This window comes from Streptomyces sp. NPDC002671, from assembly GCF_053592475.1.
This window is the reverse complement of the sequence record NZ_JBSFVU010000011.1, coordinates 83521-98043: the sequence shown is the minus strand read 5'-3', so window position 1 is coordinate 98043 and position 14523 is coordinate 83521. Positions and strand designations below refer to the sequence as shown.

Here is a 14523-nt window from a genome sequence, read left to right as displayed (position 1 = left end):
ACGCCCCTGGCATGACGATGCCCCCGGCGTCCGATGGGCGGACGCCGGGGGCATCGACGTGGATCAGGGGGCCGGGATCAGCCCGAGTAGGGCTCGGCCTTCAGGATCCTCACCGAAGCCTTCTTGCCGTTCGGCAGCTCGTACTCCGCGTCCTCGCCGACCTTGTGGCCGATGACGCCGGACCCGAGCGGGGACTGCGGGGAGTAGGTCTCGATGTCGGTGCTCGCGTACTCACGGGAGGCGAGCAGGAACGCCAGGGTGTCGTCCTCGTCACCGTCGAAGGCGATCGTCACGACCATGCCGGGTGCCACGGTGCCGTCCGCCGAGGCCTGAGCCTCGCCGACCTGGGCGCTTTCGAGGAGCTGGGTCAGCTGGCGCACACGCAGCTCCTGCTTGCCCTGCTCCTCCTTGGCCGCGTGGTACCCGCCGTTCTCGCGCAGGTCGCCCTCCTCGCGCGCGGCGGCGATCTTGGCCGCGATCTCGGTGCGCGCAGGACCAGTAAGGTACGCAAGCTCGTCCCTGAGCTTGTTGTACGCCTCCTGGGTCAGCCAGGTGACGTTCTCGCTGGTCTGGGTCACAGGGTGCTCCTCGTCGGTACTGGGAATACAAAGCATCGCCCTACCCAGAAGAATGTTCCCTCTCGGGTGGGCGAAACCACGAGCCTAACAATTCACGAGCGAAAGGGGGAGGACATAAGCCGCATGAATTGCATCAATGCAGGTCGGCCGGGCCGTATTCCGGGTGAGATCCGGTCATGTCCCCCGGTGCTCCGGCAGCGTCAGCCGGCGTGACAGCCGAGCAGCTCGGCGGTCGTGCCCGGGGCCGTCGTACGGAGCGTGACGACCTTGTCGATGCGCGTGGCCGAGCCGGTGAAGCGGAAGTCCGCCCGGCCCACCTCGGTGCCGTCGGCCGCCTGGGACCGCAGCGTGCAGTAGCCGGAGGCGCCCGCGTCCTTGTGGACCTCGAGGTGGATCTTCACCGCGTCGTCGGAGGCCCGGAACGTGATCACCTGGGCACTGATCTTGTTCTGTACGACGTAGTGGTAGCCGAAGTAGCCGACCAGGGCGAGCAGCACCGCGCCGAACGCCGCCCCGGCGATCTTGAGCCTGCGGTCGGCACGCTCGTCCGAGGAACGGCCGTAGCGGCCCTCGGGCAGCCCGGTGCTCGCCGTACTCATGATCGTCCTCTCGGCAGGGACGGGACGGATGTCCCGAAAGGGGCCCCGAAGCAGCACCCCGGAATTATTCGCCCCCCGATTCGGTCACTATAGAAGCCGCCAATCGCGCCCGGAGCCACGGGGGCGCCGAGTTACCGAGGATTGAGTCTTGACTGACCAGCTGCGACTGATGGCCGTTCACGCCCACCCCGACGACGAGTCGAGCAAGGGCGCGGCCACCATGGCGAAGTACGTGTCCGAGGGGGTGGACGTGCTGGTGGTGACCTGCACCGGCGGAGAGCGTGGGTCCATCCTCAATCCCAAGCTGCAGGGCGACAAGTACATCGAGGAGCACATCCACGAGGTACGCAAGAAGGAGATGGACGAGGCCCGCGAGATCCTCGGCGTCAAGCAGGAGTGGCTTGGCTTCGTCGACTCCGGTCTGCCCGAGGGCAACCCGCTGCCGCCGCTGCCCGACGGCTGCTTCGCCCTGGAGGACGTCGACAAGGCGGCCGGAGAGCTGGTCCGCAAGATCCGCGCCTTCCGCCCGCACGTGATCACCACCTACGACGAGAACGGCGGGTACCCGCACCCCGACCACATCATGACCCACAAGATCACCATGGTGGCGTTCGAGGGCGCGGCGGACGCCGAGAAGTACCCGGAGTCCGAGTTCGGCCCGGCGTACCAGCCGCTGAAGCTCTACTACAACCAGGGCTTCAACCGCCCCCGCACCGAGGCGCTGCACAACGCCATGCTGGAGCGCGGCCTGGAGTCGCCCTACGGGGAGTGGCTCAAGCGCTGGAAGGAGATCCAGCGCGTCGAGCGCACGCTGACCACGCACGTCCCGTGCGCGGACTTCTTCGAGATCCGTGACAAGGCGCTGATCGCCCACGCCACGCAGATCGACCCCGACGGCGGCTGGTTCAGGGTGCCCATGGAGCTCCAGAAGGAGGTCTGGCCGACGGAGGAGTACGAGCTGGCGAAGTCCCTCGTCGATACCTCCCTCCCCGAGGACGACCTCTTCGCGGGCATCCGCGACAATGCCTGACATGACTGCAAGCCTGGCACTGACGCATCTCGTCCCCCTCGCCAAGGAGGTGGACGAGAACAAGGTCACCCCCGGCGTCCTCGGCTTCATCGTCTTCGCGGTGATGGCCCTGGCCGTGTGGGGCCTCATGAAGTCGATGAACAAGCACATGCACAAGATCGACTTCAAGGAGGCCCCGGACGCCGAGACCGGCGCCGAGGCCGGCACCAAGGCGACGCCCAAGGCCCAGCGGGGCTGACCCGGCGGGTCAGTGCCCGGCCGGCACGGCGACCCCCATCACCTCGCGCGCGTGGCGGCTCGGCACCATGCCGAGCCGCCAGGCCTGCCAGCCCGCCTCCAGCTGCACGCCCCGCTCCAGCAGCAGGGCGTACGCCGTCACGCAGTCGTCCAGCTTCTCGTCCCGCAGCGGATGCGCGGCTCCGGCCAGCTGGGTCAGCTCCTCCTGGGCGACCGCCGTGCCCACCTCCACCCCGCCCGGCGCCGCGTACGGCAGCAGGGTGCAGCGCAGGAAGCGCGCCCAGTCCTCGCCCCGCCGGTCGCCGTACGAGGTGAACAGGGCCAGCGCCTCGTCGCACAGGGCCAGCGCCTGCTGCGTACGGGCGTTGCCCGCGTCCACCACCGCCAGCTCCAGGCACGTCCACGCCTCGCCGTGGGCGACACCGATGCGCTGGAAATCGGCGCGGGCGTCCACCAGCAGCTGCCGGGCGAAGCCCGAGTTGCGCAGCGAGCCGGTCTGCGCGGCCCGCTGGTCGCGGGTGACCCGCGCCGAGTGATGCCGGGCACAGGCCAGACCATAGACATCGCGCATCCGGGAGAACATCGTGCGGGAGCGCTCCAGCTCACGGACCGCCCGGTCCGGGCTCCCGGCCTCCTCCAGCGCCTGCCCCAGGTAGTACAGCGTCCACGCCTCGCCCCGCGCGTCCTCGTTCTCCCGGTGCCGGACGGCCGCCTGCCGCAGGCTCTCGGCGGCAGCGGGGGCGTCGCCGCCGACCAGCCGCGCCCGGGCCAGCTGCGTCAGCGCCCATGCCTCCCCGCGGGCGTCGCGCGTCTGTCCGTAACGGTCCAGTGCCGCCCGCAGCTCCGTCTCCGCCCGCGGTACGTCGCCCATCCGCAGCGCCAGCTGGCCCAGCTGGAAGTGGGCCCACGCCTCGCCGTGCAGCGAGCCGCCCTCGCGGTGCAGGACCAGGGAGCGGGTGAGCAGGTCCAGCGCCTCCGGCAGGCGCGCCCGGTCGCGCTGCACCGCCGCCAGCGCGTGCATCGTCCAGGCCCGGTCCGTCGCCAGAGCGGGTGCCGCCTGAAACTCCAGGGCCTCCTGGAGTTTGGCGGCGGCCTCGGTGAGGTTGCCCTGGTGGTGCAGCGTGATCCCGAGCGAGCACAGGGCACGGGCCGCGCCCGCGTCATGATGGGCCTCCCGGTAGAGGTCCACCACGGAGGCCAGCGTCGTGCGGGCCTTGTCCAGCTCACCCAGCTGCCGGGCCGCGATACCGGTCCGCCACTGCACCGAGCGCACCAGCAGACCCTGGTCCACGGACTGCGCCAGCTCGCTGATCTCGCCGAGCCGGTACAGGTCGCCGCGCAGCAGGCAGTAGTCGCACAGCGCACCCAGCAGGTTCAGCACGGCCGCCTGGTCCACGCCCTCCGTCTGCCGCAGGGCCGCCGTGATGAAGCTCGACTCGTCGTCCAGCCAGCGCAGCGCCTCGTCCAGCGAGGTGAAGCCGTGCGAGCCGAACCGGTCCGAGCGCGTCGACATGTTGCCGTCGACCAGCCGCAGCACCGACTCGGCCAGCTCCGCGTAGTTCACGATCAGCCGCTCCTGCGCCGCCGTACGCTCGGCCGGCTCCTCCTCGTCCAGCAGCCGGGCCTGCGCGAAGGCACGGACCAGATCGTGCAGCCGGTACCGGCTGCCGCGCACATGGTCGAGCAGACCGGCCCGCGCGAGCGCGCCCAGATGCCGGCCGGCCTCCTGCTCGTCGGTGGCGAGCAGCGCGGCGGCGGCTGCCGCGCCGAGCGAGGCACGCCCGGCCAGGGCCAGCCTTCTCAGCAGCCGGCGCGCGGGCTCGGGCTGGTCGGTGTAGCGCAGCCACAGCACCCGCTCCACCGGCTCCACCGGACCGTACGCGGCCAGGTCCGCCGCCAGCCCGCGCGGCGAACGGGGGCCCAGCGAGGAGCCCGCGATCCGCAGCGCCAGCGGCAGACCCCCGCACAACTGACGGACCCGGTCGGCGGATTCGGCGTCGTACGGCCCCGACGCGTCCTCCGCGGACGCGTTCAGCAGTTCCTCGGCGCCCGCCGTGTCCAGCGGCTCCACCGGGAGGTGATGGACCCAGGCCGACAGGTCCGCGGGCAGGTCGAGAGCCGTGCGGGCGGTGACCAGGACCAGACTGTCGGAGCGCTCCGGGACCAGCGCGCGCACCTGCTCCGGGTCCGAGGCGTCGTCCAGCACGATCGTCACGGGCAGACCGGTCAGCTGCCGGTGGTACAGCTCGCCGAGCCGCTTGACCTGCTGGTCGGGGGAGGAGCGCTCCCGGAACAGCAACTGCTCCCGGGGCGCGCCGAGTCGGTTCAACAGGTGCAGCAGGGCGTCCCGGGTGGGCAGCGGCGACTCCTCCCGCCGGTTGCCGCGCAGGTCCACGACGACCGCGCCACGGAAGTGGTCCCGCAGCTCGTGCGTCGCGCGCACCGCGAGCGTCGTGCGGCCGGAGCCCGGCTCACCGTGCAGCACGACCACGGTCGGCCGGGTGTCCGTGGCCGCCCGGGCCGCCTGCGCCCACTGCCTGATCCGCGCCAGCTCCGCCCGGCGCCCCGCGAACGGTCCATCCGGCTCCGGGAGTTGACCGAACGACTGCTCAAGCACCGTGCGCCTGCGCGCCGCCGCGCTCTTGTCCGAGCCTCGCAGCGAAGGCGCGCCCGTCTTCTTCGGGCCCGTGGAAGCGCTGAGCACCCGCTGCTGGTCGAGGAACGGGCGGATGCCCCGTACCTCCAGCGCCGTCAGCCACTCCAGCCGCAACTGCTCGGGCCCGCCCGGCTGCCCCGCCTCGCCCGCGCGGTGATGGGCGGCGGGCAGATGGGACCCGGCGACCTTCACCACCGTGGCGGCGGCGCCCGCCACGCCCGCGGCGACGCCCGCGCCGACGGCCGTGCCCGCGCCGGTGCCGAGGGACAGGTCGGCCACGGCGGCGGCGCCCGCGGCAACGACGGCCGCCAGCAAGGCGGTTCCGGCACCCTCGCGCGCGTACCGCTGGCCGAAGGTCAGCCGGCCGGCCTGGGACTCGTCCAGCGCCCGGGTGTAGGCGTCGTACTCCTCGGCGGCCGTTTGCCCCATGGCGTCCAGCGCGTCCCGCGCCCGCGACAGCAGCAGCTGCCCGTCGACCCGCCCGCCCGAGCGCCGTACTTCCTCCTCCACGGCCCGCACCAGGAGACGCTCGGCCTCCGCCCGATGGCTGTCCCGCATGTTCCGTCCCCCTCCGGCGGCAACTCCTCCGCGTACGAGTGTCCTTCGGGGGCGGCGGGATGGGGAAGGGTGGCGATCAGGGGGCAGGTGGGGGTTTCGTGCTGAATTGCCGTGCGCCATGTGGCGAGCGGCGCGGCGACACCGCCAGGTGCACACAGACGCCGGCCAGGGCCGCCTCCGCGATGGCGCAGGCCAGGGCCTGGGTGAGGGCGGTCCCCGCCTGGGCCGTCGTTATGTCGAACCAGGCGTCCAGCACCGCTATCGACGCGGTCGCGGAGGCGGTGAGGCGGGCGCGGGGGTCACCGCGCAGGCCCAGCAGAGCCGTGGCCGCGCAGCCCGCCGCCATCAGCACGTCCAGGCCGATCCAGGCCAGGGACCAGTGCCGTACCTCCGTGTCGCCCGGGAGGGTCAGGGCGAGCATCACCGTCCACGGCACGAGCAGCACGGCTCCCGCGCCGAGCAGGATCAGCGTCCACCTCTTGACCGTCGCCTTCCACACCATCCCCATCCCCGTCCCCGCTCAGCCGTTCGTCTGCCGTCTGCCGTCTGCCGTCTGCCGTCTTCCGGCGGTCGTCGTCCCACCCACAACGCTAGAACGCCGAGAAAATTCTGCAAAGAAAATTCGGCAGACATCAGGGACGGGTCAGGGACGGCTCAGGGTTCTCAGGGTTACCGTGGCCGCATGACCGACGGCATGCCCGAGATGACCAGCCTGGAGCGCACCGCGCTCTACAAGTCCCTGGGCAACCCGCTGCGCCGCCGGATCCTCGAATACCTCGGCCGGCACGGCGAGGCGAACTCCACGGGCCTCGCCCGCGAACTCGGCGAAAGCTCCGGTACCACCAGCTACCACCTGCGCAAACTCGCCGAGCAGCGGCTCATCGAGGAGATCCCGGAGAAGTCCGGCGGGCGCGAGCGCTGGTGGCGGGCGCTGCCGTTCAGCCACGACACCCCCGACCCGGCCACGATGCCCGCCGAGGAGTACGCAGCCGCCGCGCAGCTCGCCCACCTGAAGATCGAGGTCGACACCGCCCTCTTCCGCCGCGCCCACCAGGAGTACCGCGGCCCCGAGGGCTGGGCCCAGGTCCAGCGCAGCGGCACCTGGCTGACCAGGGAGGAACTGCTCGCGTTCATGCGCGAGTACCACGCCCTGCTGGGCCGCTACGGCCACCCGCGCGAGGAGGCACCCGAGGGGGCGCGCCCGGTTTCGATGCGCTTCTACGCGGTGCCGGAGGCCATGGGAGAGTGGAACGGTGAACCGACTGGCCCATGAGACGTCCCCGTATCTGCTCCAGCACGCCGACAACCCCGTCGACTGGTGGCCCTGGTCGGCCGAAGCCTTCGACGAGGCCCGCAGGACGAACAAGCCCGTCCTGCTGAGCGTCGGGTATTCGAGCTGTCACTGGTGTCATGTCATGGCCCACGAGTCCTTCGAGGACCAGGCCACCGCCGACTACCTCAACGAGCACTTCGTCAGCGTCAAGGTGGACCGCGAGGAACGCCCCGACGTCGACGCCGTCTACATGGAAGCCGTCCAGGCGGCCACCGGGCACGGTGGCTGGCCCATGACCGTCTTTCTCACCCAGGACGCCGAACCCTTCTACTTCGGCACCTACTTCCCGCCCGAGCCCCGGCACGGCAGTCCCTCCTTCCGGCAGGTGCTGGAGGGGGTCCGGCAGGCCTGGGCCGAGCGGCGGGACGAGGTCGGGGAGGTCGCCGGGAAGATCGTGCGGGATCTCGCGGAGCGGGAGATCGGCTATCAGGCCGCCGAGGTCCCCGGGGACCAGGAGCTCGCGCAGGCGCTGCTCGGGCTCACCCGGGAGTACGACCCGCAGCGCGGCGGATTCGGCGGCGCGCCGAAGTTCCCGCCGTCGATGGTGCTGGAGTTCCTGCTGCGCCACCATGCGCGGACCGGTGCCGAGGGTGCGCTGCAGATGGCCCAGGACACGTGTGAGCGGATGGCCCGGGGCGGGATCTGCGACCAGCTCGGGGGCGGCTTCGCGCGGTACTCCGTGGACCGCGACTGGATCGTGCCGCACTTCGAGAAGATGCTCTACGACAACGCCCTGCTGTGCCGGGTGTACGCGCATCTGTGGCGGGCCACCGGATCGGATCTCGCCCGCCGGGTCGCGCTGGAGACCGCCGACTTCCTGGTCGGTGAACTGCGTACGAACGAGGGCGGGTTCGCCTCCGCCCTGGACGCGGACAGCGACGACGGCAGCGGCCGGCACGTCGAGGGCGCGTACTACGTGTGGACCCCCGAGCAGCTCCGCGAGACCCTGGGGGACGATGCCGAACTCGCCGCCCAGTACTTCGGGGTGACCGACGAGGGCACCTTCGAGCACGGTCAGTCCGTGCTCCAACTCCCGCAGAGCGAGCGCGTGTTCGATGCCGCCAAGATTGCGGACATCCGGCGGCGCCTGCTGGAGCGGCGCGCCGAGCGCCCCGCGCCCGGGCGGGACGACAAGGTCGTCGCCGCCTGGAACGGGCTCGCGATCGCCGCGCTCGCCGAGACCGGCGCCTACTTCGGCCGGCCCGACCTCGTCGAGGCCGCGGTCGGCGCCGCCGATCTCCTCGTGCGGGTGCATCTCGACGAGCACGCGCGGCTCGCCCGGACCAGCCGGGACGGCCGCGTCGGCCCCAACGCCGGTGTGCTGGAGGACTACGCGGACGTCGCCGAAGGCTTCCTTGCGCTCGCCTCCGTGACCGGGGAGGGTGTCTGGCTGGACTTCGCCGGGCTGCTCCTCGACCATGTGCTCGCCCGCTTCACCGACTCCGAGAACGGGGCGCTGTACGACACCGCCTCCGACGCCGAGCGGCTCATCCGCCGCCCCCAGGACCCCACCGACAACGCCACGCCCTCCGGCTGGACCGCCGCGGCCGGTGCCCTGCTGGGCTACGCCGCGCACACCGGGTCGGAGGCTCATCGGACCGCCGCCGAGCGGGCGTTGGGCGTCGTCAAGGCGCTCGGGCCGCGCGTGCCCCGGTTCATCGGCTGGGGGCTCGCCGTAGCCGAGGCGCTCCTCGACGGGCCGAAGGAGGTCGCGATCGTCGGGCCGTCCCTCACCGACGAGAAGACGGCCGCCCTGCACTGTACGGCACTTCTGGCCAACGCCCCGGGGGCCGTCGTCGCCGTCGGCGCTCCGGAGAGCGGCGAGTTCCCGCTGCTTGCCGACCGGCCGCTCGTGGGCGGTGAACCGGCCGCGTACGTCTGCCGCAACTTCACGTGCGACGCCCCGACGACCGATCCGGAGCGGCTGCGCAGCGCGCTCGACGGCTGACACGCATCGGGGAGGGGTTTTTCTACGTCTCGTCCACTGAAGGGGAGGGGCCTGCCGCCGGAGGAAAATTCAGGCGTCCCGAGTCGTCCCCATGGGATCCTGATCAGGTGAGCAGGCCCGAGATCCATGTCGAGTTCGCCCCTGAGCTGGGGCTCTTCGTCCCGCACGGGCGGCGCGGGCGCGCCACGAAGGTCGTCACCGACGGCGCCTCCTCGCTCGGCCATGTCGTCGAGTCGCTGGGCGTGCCGCTGACCGAGGTCGGCGCGCTCGTCGTGGACGGCCGTGTCACACCCCCTTCCCATGTGCCGGCCGACGGCGAGTGCGTCGAGGTCCGCCCCGTGGAGCGCCCGCAGCGGGTGCCCGGCGCTCCGCTCCGTTTCCTCCTGGACGTCCACCTCGGCACTCTCGCCCGCCGGCTGCGGCTGCTCGGTGTGGATGCCGCGTACGAGTCCACGGACATCGGCGACCCGGCCCTCGCCGCTCGCTCCGCCGCCGAGAGCCGGGTGATGCTCAGCCGCGACCGGGGGCTGCTGCGCCGCCGGGAGCTGTGGGCGGGCGCGTTCGTCTACCACACCCGGCCGGAGGAGCAACTCCGGGACGTGCTCGACCGGTTCGCGCCCGAGCTGCGGCCGTGGACGCGGTGCACCGCCTGCAACGGTCTGCTGTCCGACGCCACGAAGGACGAGGTCGCCGACCAGCTCGCACACGGCACGCTGCGGACGTACGACGTCTTCGCCCGCTGCCGGGAGTGCGGTCGCGCCTACTGGAAGGGCGCGCACCACGACCAGCTGGAAGCCATCGTGGAGCGCGCCCTCACCGAGTTCCCGAGCCGGGGCTAGTCAGCGCCCCTGTCGTCACCTCGCCTTTTCCGCGTGCAGTGCGGTGCACTGCTATCCGCTGGCATATGCCTGGCGCATGGCTGTCGCGAGATCCGGGGCGACCTTTAACTTGTGACATGGGAAATTAACAGTCGTTCGCCCCCGCATGTGTGTAGATATCGTGTATAACTCTTACTGTCTGACCTCGAAGGGCGGGCGCCGGTTGGGGGATTGGCGCCCGATGCAGCAGTGATGACAGGGGGGTTGAGGGGGGTGTAGTCGACGGCGTCCTGTCGCGCCGTCGGCGCCGTCGGTCATGCGCTTTACGGGGATGCGCATTGACGTCGGACGGATTCACATCAATGCACGGTGAACTGCACTTGTGTTGCTCCGGTGCGGTTTTCCGGCGGTCGCCATTGCATTTTTTCGTGGGGCCGCACCTTTCTCTGCCATCGGACTTCCGTATTCCGCATTCCGCTTCCGTATTCGCGTGTGCTCTGTGCGCCCGAATTCGAATAGGAGAAGATTCAAATGACCAGGATCTTCATTGTTGGCTCCGGTGTCGTCGGTACGGCCACGGGCAAGGGGTTCCTCCACGCCGGGCACCAGGTGACCTTCATCGACGTGGCGCCGCAGCGCCTCGACTACCTGCGCTCCCAGGGCCTGGACGCGCGCGACGAACTGGATCTCAGGGCCGAGCAGGACGCGTTCCTCTTCCTCACGCTCCCCACGCCCAACGTCGGCCACCGCTATGACCTGTCCGCCTTCGAGGCGGGCACCGCCTCGGTGGGCGAGGCGCTGGCCGACGCCGACGACACGCACACCGTCGTCGTCCGCTCCACGGTCCCGCCGGGCACGGCCGAGGGCCTCGTGCAGCCCCTGCTGGAGAAGCACTCCGGCAAAACCGTCGGCGAGGGCTTCTCCCTCGCCAGCAACCCGGAGTTCCTCCGCGCGGCCACCGCCGTCGAGGACTTCCGCCACCCGTGGATGACCGTCATCGCCTCGCGCAGCGTCCGTACCCGGGAGCGGCTCGCCGAAGTGCTGGCGCCCTTCGGCGGCGAGACGCGCATGTTCTCGAACCCGGCCGAGGCCGAGTTCGTCAAGTGCGCGCACAACATCTACAACGCCACGAAGATCAGCTTCTGGAACGAGATGTGGCTGGTGGGCCAGCACCTCGGCATCGACCTCGACCCCATCGCGCAGACCGTGGCCCGCTCGGCCGAGGCCTCCTACAACCCGTCCTACGGCATCCGGGGCGGCGCCCCGTACGGCGGCGTCTGCCTCCCGAAGGACACCCAGGGCTTTCTCGGCCTCGCCTCCTCGATCGGCGTCGAGATGCCGCTGCTCAAGGCGGTCGTCGCGGTGAACGACAAGCTCGCCGAGGTGGCCGAACTGGAGGCGGAGGCCCTCACCGCCTAGGGCCTTCCTCCGGATCAGGCCGGCTCCGGCCGGACGGCACTTTCCTGCGCTGCCGCACGACGGCGCGGCAGCGCAGGTCGTCAGACACCCGAGGCATTCAGTGAGAACAGGCCCATGAGCGGACTCATCGACAACACCCTGCTGGACTTCCGGTACTACCTCGTCTATCTGCCGCTGGGCATACTCGGCCTGGTCCGCTGGACCTGCTGGCTCCTCCGGCGCGCACCCGCGGCTCTGTACCAGCCCGTGAAGAACGACCACTCCCTCCCGCTCAGCGTCGTCGTGCCGGTGTACCAGGAGGACCCGGAGATCTTCGCTCACGCGATCGAGTCGTGGCTGGCGAACGAAGTGGACGAGGTCGTCCTGGTCATCGACGTCACCGACAAGGCCTGTCAGGACATCGCGGCGCGCTATCCCGTCACCGTCGTCATCACCGACGTGCCCGGCAAGCGCGACGCCCTGCGCAAGGGGTGGGAGGCGTGCTCCACCGACCTGGTGGCGCTGGTCGACTCCGACACCATCTGGGCGCACGACGTCGCCCGGGAGGTCTGCAAGCCCTTCGCCGATCCCCGGGTCGGCGGGGTGGGGACCCGGCAGAACGTCTACAACCCCAAGGGTTTCCTGCAGCGGGTCAACGACATGTACCTGGACTACCGGTACTTCGACGAGAACGCCGCGCAGACCGTCATGGGCCGTGCCGTCTCGTGTCTGTCCGGGCGCACCGCCGTCTACCGGCGCGAACTGCTGCTGGAGATCTCCGAGGACTTCATGCAGGAGACGTTCTGGGGCGTCCCCTGCATGTCGGGCGACGACAAGCGGCTGACCACGCTGATCCTGGAGCGCGGTCACCTCAGCTACATGCAGCGCTCCGCCCGCGTGTGGTCGACCTTCCCCGGCACCCTGCGGATCTTCGTCAAGCAGCGGCTGCGCTGGGCCCGCAACACCTGGCGATCGGACCTGAGGGCGCTGTCGAGCCGCTGGGTCTGGCGGCACCCCTTCCTCGCCTACACCATGATCGACAAGGGGGTCAGCAGCTTCACCCTGCTGTTCTCCCCGTTCTTCATGACCTGGGCGATCATCCGCCAGGACTGGTTCTTCGTTGCCTGCCTGTTCGGCTGGTGGTGGGTGAGCCGGTCGATGAAGATCCTGCCGCACCTCGTGCGCAAGCCGTCGTCGCTCCTCCTGGTGCCCGGATTCGTAGTGATCTCCTTCGTGATGGCGGTCGTCAAGCTCTGCGCCCTCGCCACCATCCGCAAGCAGCGCTGGCTGACGCGGCAGGTGTCCGTGGAGAACGGCGTCGTCGTCCGGACGACGCAGACCACCGGGGCGGAGGCCGCCGCATGAGCCCCGTCACCCGCGTCGCACGCGCAGGCCGCGTCGCACGCACCGCCCTCGCCGCGGTCGCCGTGCTGGCGGCCGTCGCACCCGCCGCCCACGCCGCTGACGCCACCGGGACCGACCCGGACGTCGCCGCCTGGCAGCGCAGCGGCAGCCCGGACCGGCTCATGGTGATCAGGCCCGGCACGGTCGCGCTGGTCAGCCAGGGCACCGTCGTGCGTCGGCTGAACCCGCCGTACGGACCGCTCACGCTCAGCTGGCTGGCCGCCAACGCCGGCCGTGACTGGGTCGGTTACGCACCGGTGAAGGAGGGCGAGCCGACCACCGTCAGGATCAACGCGGCCGTGCTGCTCACTCCCCGCACCACTCTGCGGATCGGCCGCCACACGCCCACCGTGCTGCTGACCGCCGGGAAGACCGCCGCCTCCGGCACCTGGATCAGCGGAAGCCAGGCCACCCTCGACATCGACGGTGTCACCCTGGCCTCCGCCACCGCGGACGGGACCAGCCCGGCCCCCGCGGACCTGGCCGGACGCCCGTATCTCGCCATGGGCGCGGGCGGCAGCATGACGATCAGTGACACCACGGTGAAGGGCTTCGGCCGGGCGGGCGACGCCGCGCCCCGGGAGTCCGGGGTGACCTGGGGCCGGGCGAGCGGCGGGTCCGCCACCGGCTCCACGTTCCAGGGCGACCGCACCGGCCTGCGGCTCAGCGGGGCCACCGGCGTGACCCTGAACAAGGTCACCGTCAAGGACTCCGCCCAGGACGGCGTCGTACTGGCCGGCGACCGGGGCACCGCCGTACACGGCCTGACCGTCGAGGGCAGCGGCGGCAACGGCGTGGCCGTCGGCGGCACCGACGGCCGCAGCCTGTCCGGCGTCACCACCAGCAACAGCAAGGGCGCCGGGATCAAGGCCACCGCCCAGCACGGCCTCACCCTCACCGGCACCGCCTCACGCCACGACGCCGCCGGCGGTGTCCGGCTGGTCTCCTGCGTCTCCTGCACCGTCGCCAAGGCCGTGGTGGACGACGCGCCCACCGCGATCAGCGTCTCCGGCCCGAATGCCCGGGTGACCGTACGCGACGCCCGGCTCGACGGCGGCGACAGCGGCGCCGGGGTGGCGCTCGCCGCGGACATCGCCGGTGCCACCGTCACCGGCGGCACGATCGACGGCTTCGACCGGGGCATCGCGATCGACGGCCCCGACGTCCGGGTGCACGGCACGACCGTCACCGGGGCCCGCACCGGCGTCGCGGTCTACGGGCGCGCCCGCCAGGTCGCGCTGGACGGCGTCGTCGTCCGCGGCGGCCGTGCCGGGGTCACCGCCTCCGGCACCACCAAGAACGTCGCCCTGTCCGGCGTCCGGATCAGCGGCACCTCCAGCAAGGGCCTGGCCTCCGCCTCTCCCGGCCTGACGGTGACCGGAGGGTCCGTCTCCGGCGCCACCACGGCCGTCGATCTCGGCGCAGCCGCCAGCCTGGACACGCTGGACGTGAGCGGTGCCCGCCGGGGAGTGCACCTGGCCGCGGGAGTGCACGCCACCGGAAAGGGCCTGGACATCCTGGCCGAGCGCAAGGGCATACAGGCGGACGACGGTGCGTGGATCAGCATCGAGGACTCGCGGGTCCGGGCGCCCATAGCCCTCTCCGGGGGCGGCACGATCAAGCGGCTCGGGCACACCGAGGTGACCCTGCCGCCGTTCCCCTGGCTCGGGTTCGCGGCACTGGTCGCGCTCACCCTCGCCGTCGTGCTGCAGACCATCCACCAGGTCCGCCACCGCAGGACACCGCGGCCCCAGGTGGCGGCCCACGTGCGGAACACCGCATGACCCGCGAGCGCGGGGAGGCCCGGTGACCGGGAGGGACTGGTTACCGGGCCGCCACCGGCCCGCCCCGCCGAAGAGGCCACCGTGGCCGCCGCCGTACGAGAGACGGCCGGCCACGGACGGACAGCGCGCCGCCCCGTCGGACACGGCGCGCACCACCGGGCGGCCGGGGATCCTCCCGGC

General features: G+C 71.5%; 12 protein-coding genes. 8 read left to right on the top strand and 4 right to left on the bottom strand.

The genetic code is table 11. The features are described from left to right. Window positions 1-77: 77 nt before the first annotated feature. Together greA and ACWD35_RS18955 are read right to left on the bottom strand one after the other, a co-directional pair. The gene (greA, locus tag ACWD35_RS18960) at window positions 78-578 is read right to left on the bottom strand and encodes a transcription elongation factor GreA (protein ID WP_451352401.1); all 501 of its coding nucleotides are present in this window, start codon (window positions 576-578) and stop codon (window positions 78-80) included. A gap of 200 nt (window positions 579-778) precedes the next feature. Beyond that, entirely contained in the window at window positions 779-1177 is a 399-nt protein-coding gene (locus ACWD35_RS18955) for a DUF4307 domain-containing protein (RefSeq protein WP_451352400.1), read from the bottom strand. Window positions 1178-1325: 148 nt separating this feature from the next. Between ACWD35_RS18955 and mca the strand changes: the two genes are divergently transcribed. Together mca and ACWD35_RS18945 are read left to right on the top strand one after the other, a co-directional pair. Beyond that, a complete protein-coding gene (gene mca / locus ACWD35_RS18950) occupies window positions 1326-2207 on the top strand; it encodes a mycothiol conjugate amidase Mca (RefSeq protein WP_451352399.1) in 882 nt (293 codons plus the stop codon). 1 nt (window position 2208) lies between these two features. Continuing rightward, window positions 2209-2445: a hypothetical protein gene (locus ACWD35_RS18945; protein ID WP_451352398.1), complete on the top strand. Its 237-nt coding sequence runs from the start codon at window positions 2209-2211 to the stop codon at window positions 2443-2445. A 9-nt stretch (window positions 2446-2454) separates the two neighbouring features. On the opposite strand, the gene ACWD35_RS18940 is transcribed toward ACWD35_RS18945, so the two are convergent. Beyond that, entirely contained in the window at window positions 2455-5658 is a 3204-nt protein-coding gene (locus ACWD35_RS18940; protein ID WP_451352397.1) for a tetratricopeptide repeat protein, read from the bottom strand. A gap of 76 nt (window positions 5659-5734) precedes the next feature. Further along, window positions 5735-6166, bottom strand: a complete 432-nt coding sequence (locus ACWD35_RS18935) for a hypothetical protein (RefSeq protein ID WP_451352396.1) — start codon at window positions 6164-6166, stop codon at window positions 5735-5737. 174 nt (window positions 6167-6340) lie between these two features. Between ACWD35_RS18935 and ACWD35_RS18930 the strand changes: the two genes are divergently transcribed. The 6 genes from ACWD35_RS18930 (at window position 6341) to ACWD35_RS18905 (ending at window position 14343) form a co-directional block, all read left to right on the top strand. Further along, window positions 6341-6931 carry an ArsR/SmtB family transcription factor gene (locus ACWD35_RS18930; protein WP_451352395.1) on the top strand — a complete coding sequence of 197 codons (591 nt, stop codon included), beginning with the start codon at window positions 6341-6343 and terminating at the stop codon, window positions 6929-6931. Beyond that, window positions 6912-8939, top strand: coding sequence for a thioredoxin domain-containing protein (locus tag ACWD35_RS18925; protein WP_451352394.1), 2028 nt, complete (start codon window positions 6912-6914; stop codon window positions 8937-8939). Before ACWD35_RS18930 ends, ACWD35_RS18925 begins: the two co-directional genes overlap by 20 nt. A 107-nt stretch (window positions 8940-9046) precedes the next feature. Next, the gene (locus ACWD35_RS18920) at window positions 9047-9778 is read left to right on the top strand and encodes a Mut7-C RNAse domain-containing protein (protein WP_451352393.1); all 732 of its coding nucleotides are present in this window, start codon (window positions 9047-9049) and stop codon (window positions 9776-9778) included. A 510-nt stretch (window positions 9779-10288) separates the two neighbouring features. Further along, on the top strand, window positions 10289-11176 hold the full coding sequence (locus ACWD35_RS18915) for a 2-dehydropantoate 2-reductase N-terminal domain-containing protein (protein WP_451352392.1): 888 nt from the start codon (window positions 10289-10291) through the stop codon (window positions 11174-11176). 114 nt (window positions 11177-11290) lie between these two features. Further along, window positions 11291-12520 (top strand): glycosyltransferase, encoded by a 1230-nt coding sequence (locus ACWD35_RS18910; RefSeq protein ID WP_451352391.1) that lies wholly within the window; start codon window positions 11291-11293, stop codon window positions 12518-12520. Continuing rightward, complete coding sequence (locus tag ACWD35_RS18905; RefSeq protein WP_451352390.1) at window positions 12517-14343, top strand: right-handed parallel beta-helix repeat-containing protein; 1827 nt, start codon at window positions 12517-12519, stop codon at window positions 14341-14343. Before ACWD35_RS18910 ends, ACWD35_RS18905 begins: the two co-directional genes overlap by 4 nt. Window positions 14344-14523: the final 180 nt, after the last annotated feature.

Excerpts from the sequence above, each read along its gene's own strand:
- ACWD35_RS18905 (WP_451352390.1), top strand. The coding sequence starts at position 12,517 with ATGAGCCCCGTCACCCGCGTCGCACGCGCAGGCCGCGTCGCACGCACC.
- ACWD35_RS18910 (WP_451352391.1), top strand. The coding sequence starts at position 11,291 with ATGAGCGGACTCATCGACAACACCCTGCTGGACTTCCGGTACTACCTC.
- ACWD35_RS18930 (WP_451352395.1), top strand. The coding sequence starts at position 6,341 with ATGACCGACGGCATGCCCGAGATGACCAGCCTGGAGCGCACCGCGCTC.
- ACWD35_RS18935 (WP_451352396.1), bottom strand. The coding sequence starts at position 6,166 with ATGGGGATGGTGTGGAAGGCGACGGTCAAGAGGTGGACGCTGATCCTG.
- ACWD35_RS18940 (WP_451352397.1), bottom strand. The coding sequence starts at position 5,658 with ATGCGGGACAGCCATCGGGCGGAGGCCGAGCGTCTCCTGGTGCGGGCC.
- ACWD35_RS18955 (WP_451352400.1), bottom strand. The coding sequence starts at position 1,177 with ATGAGTACGGCGAGCACCGGGCTGCCCGAGGGCCGCTACGGCCGTTCC.
- ACWD35_RS18915 (WP_451352392.1), top strand. The coding sequence starts at position 10,289 with ATGACCAGGATCTTCATTGTTGGCTCCGGTGTCGTCGGTACGGCCACG.
- ACWD35_RS18945 (WP_451352398.1), top strand. The coding sequence starts at position 2,209 with ATGACTGCAAGCCTGGCACTGACGCATCTCGTCCCCCTCGCCAAGGAG.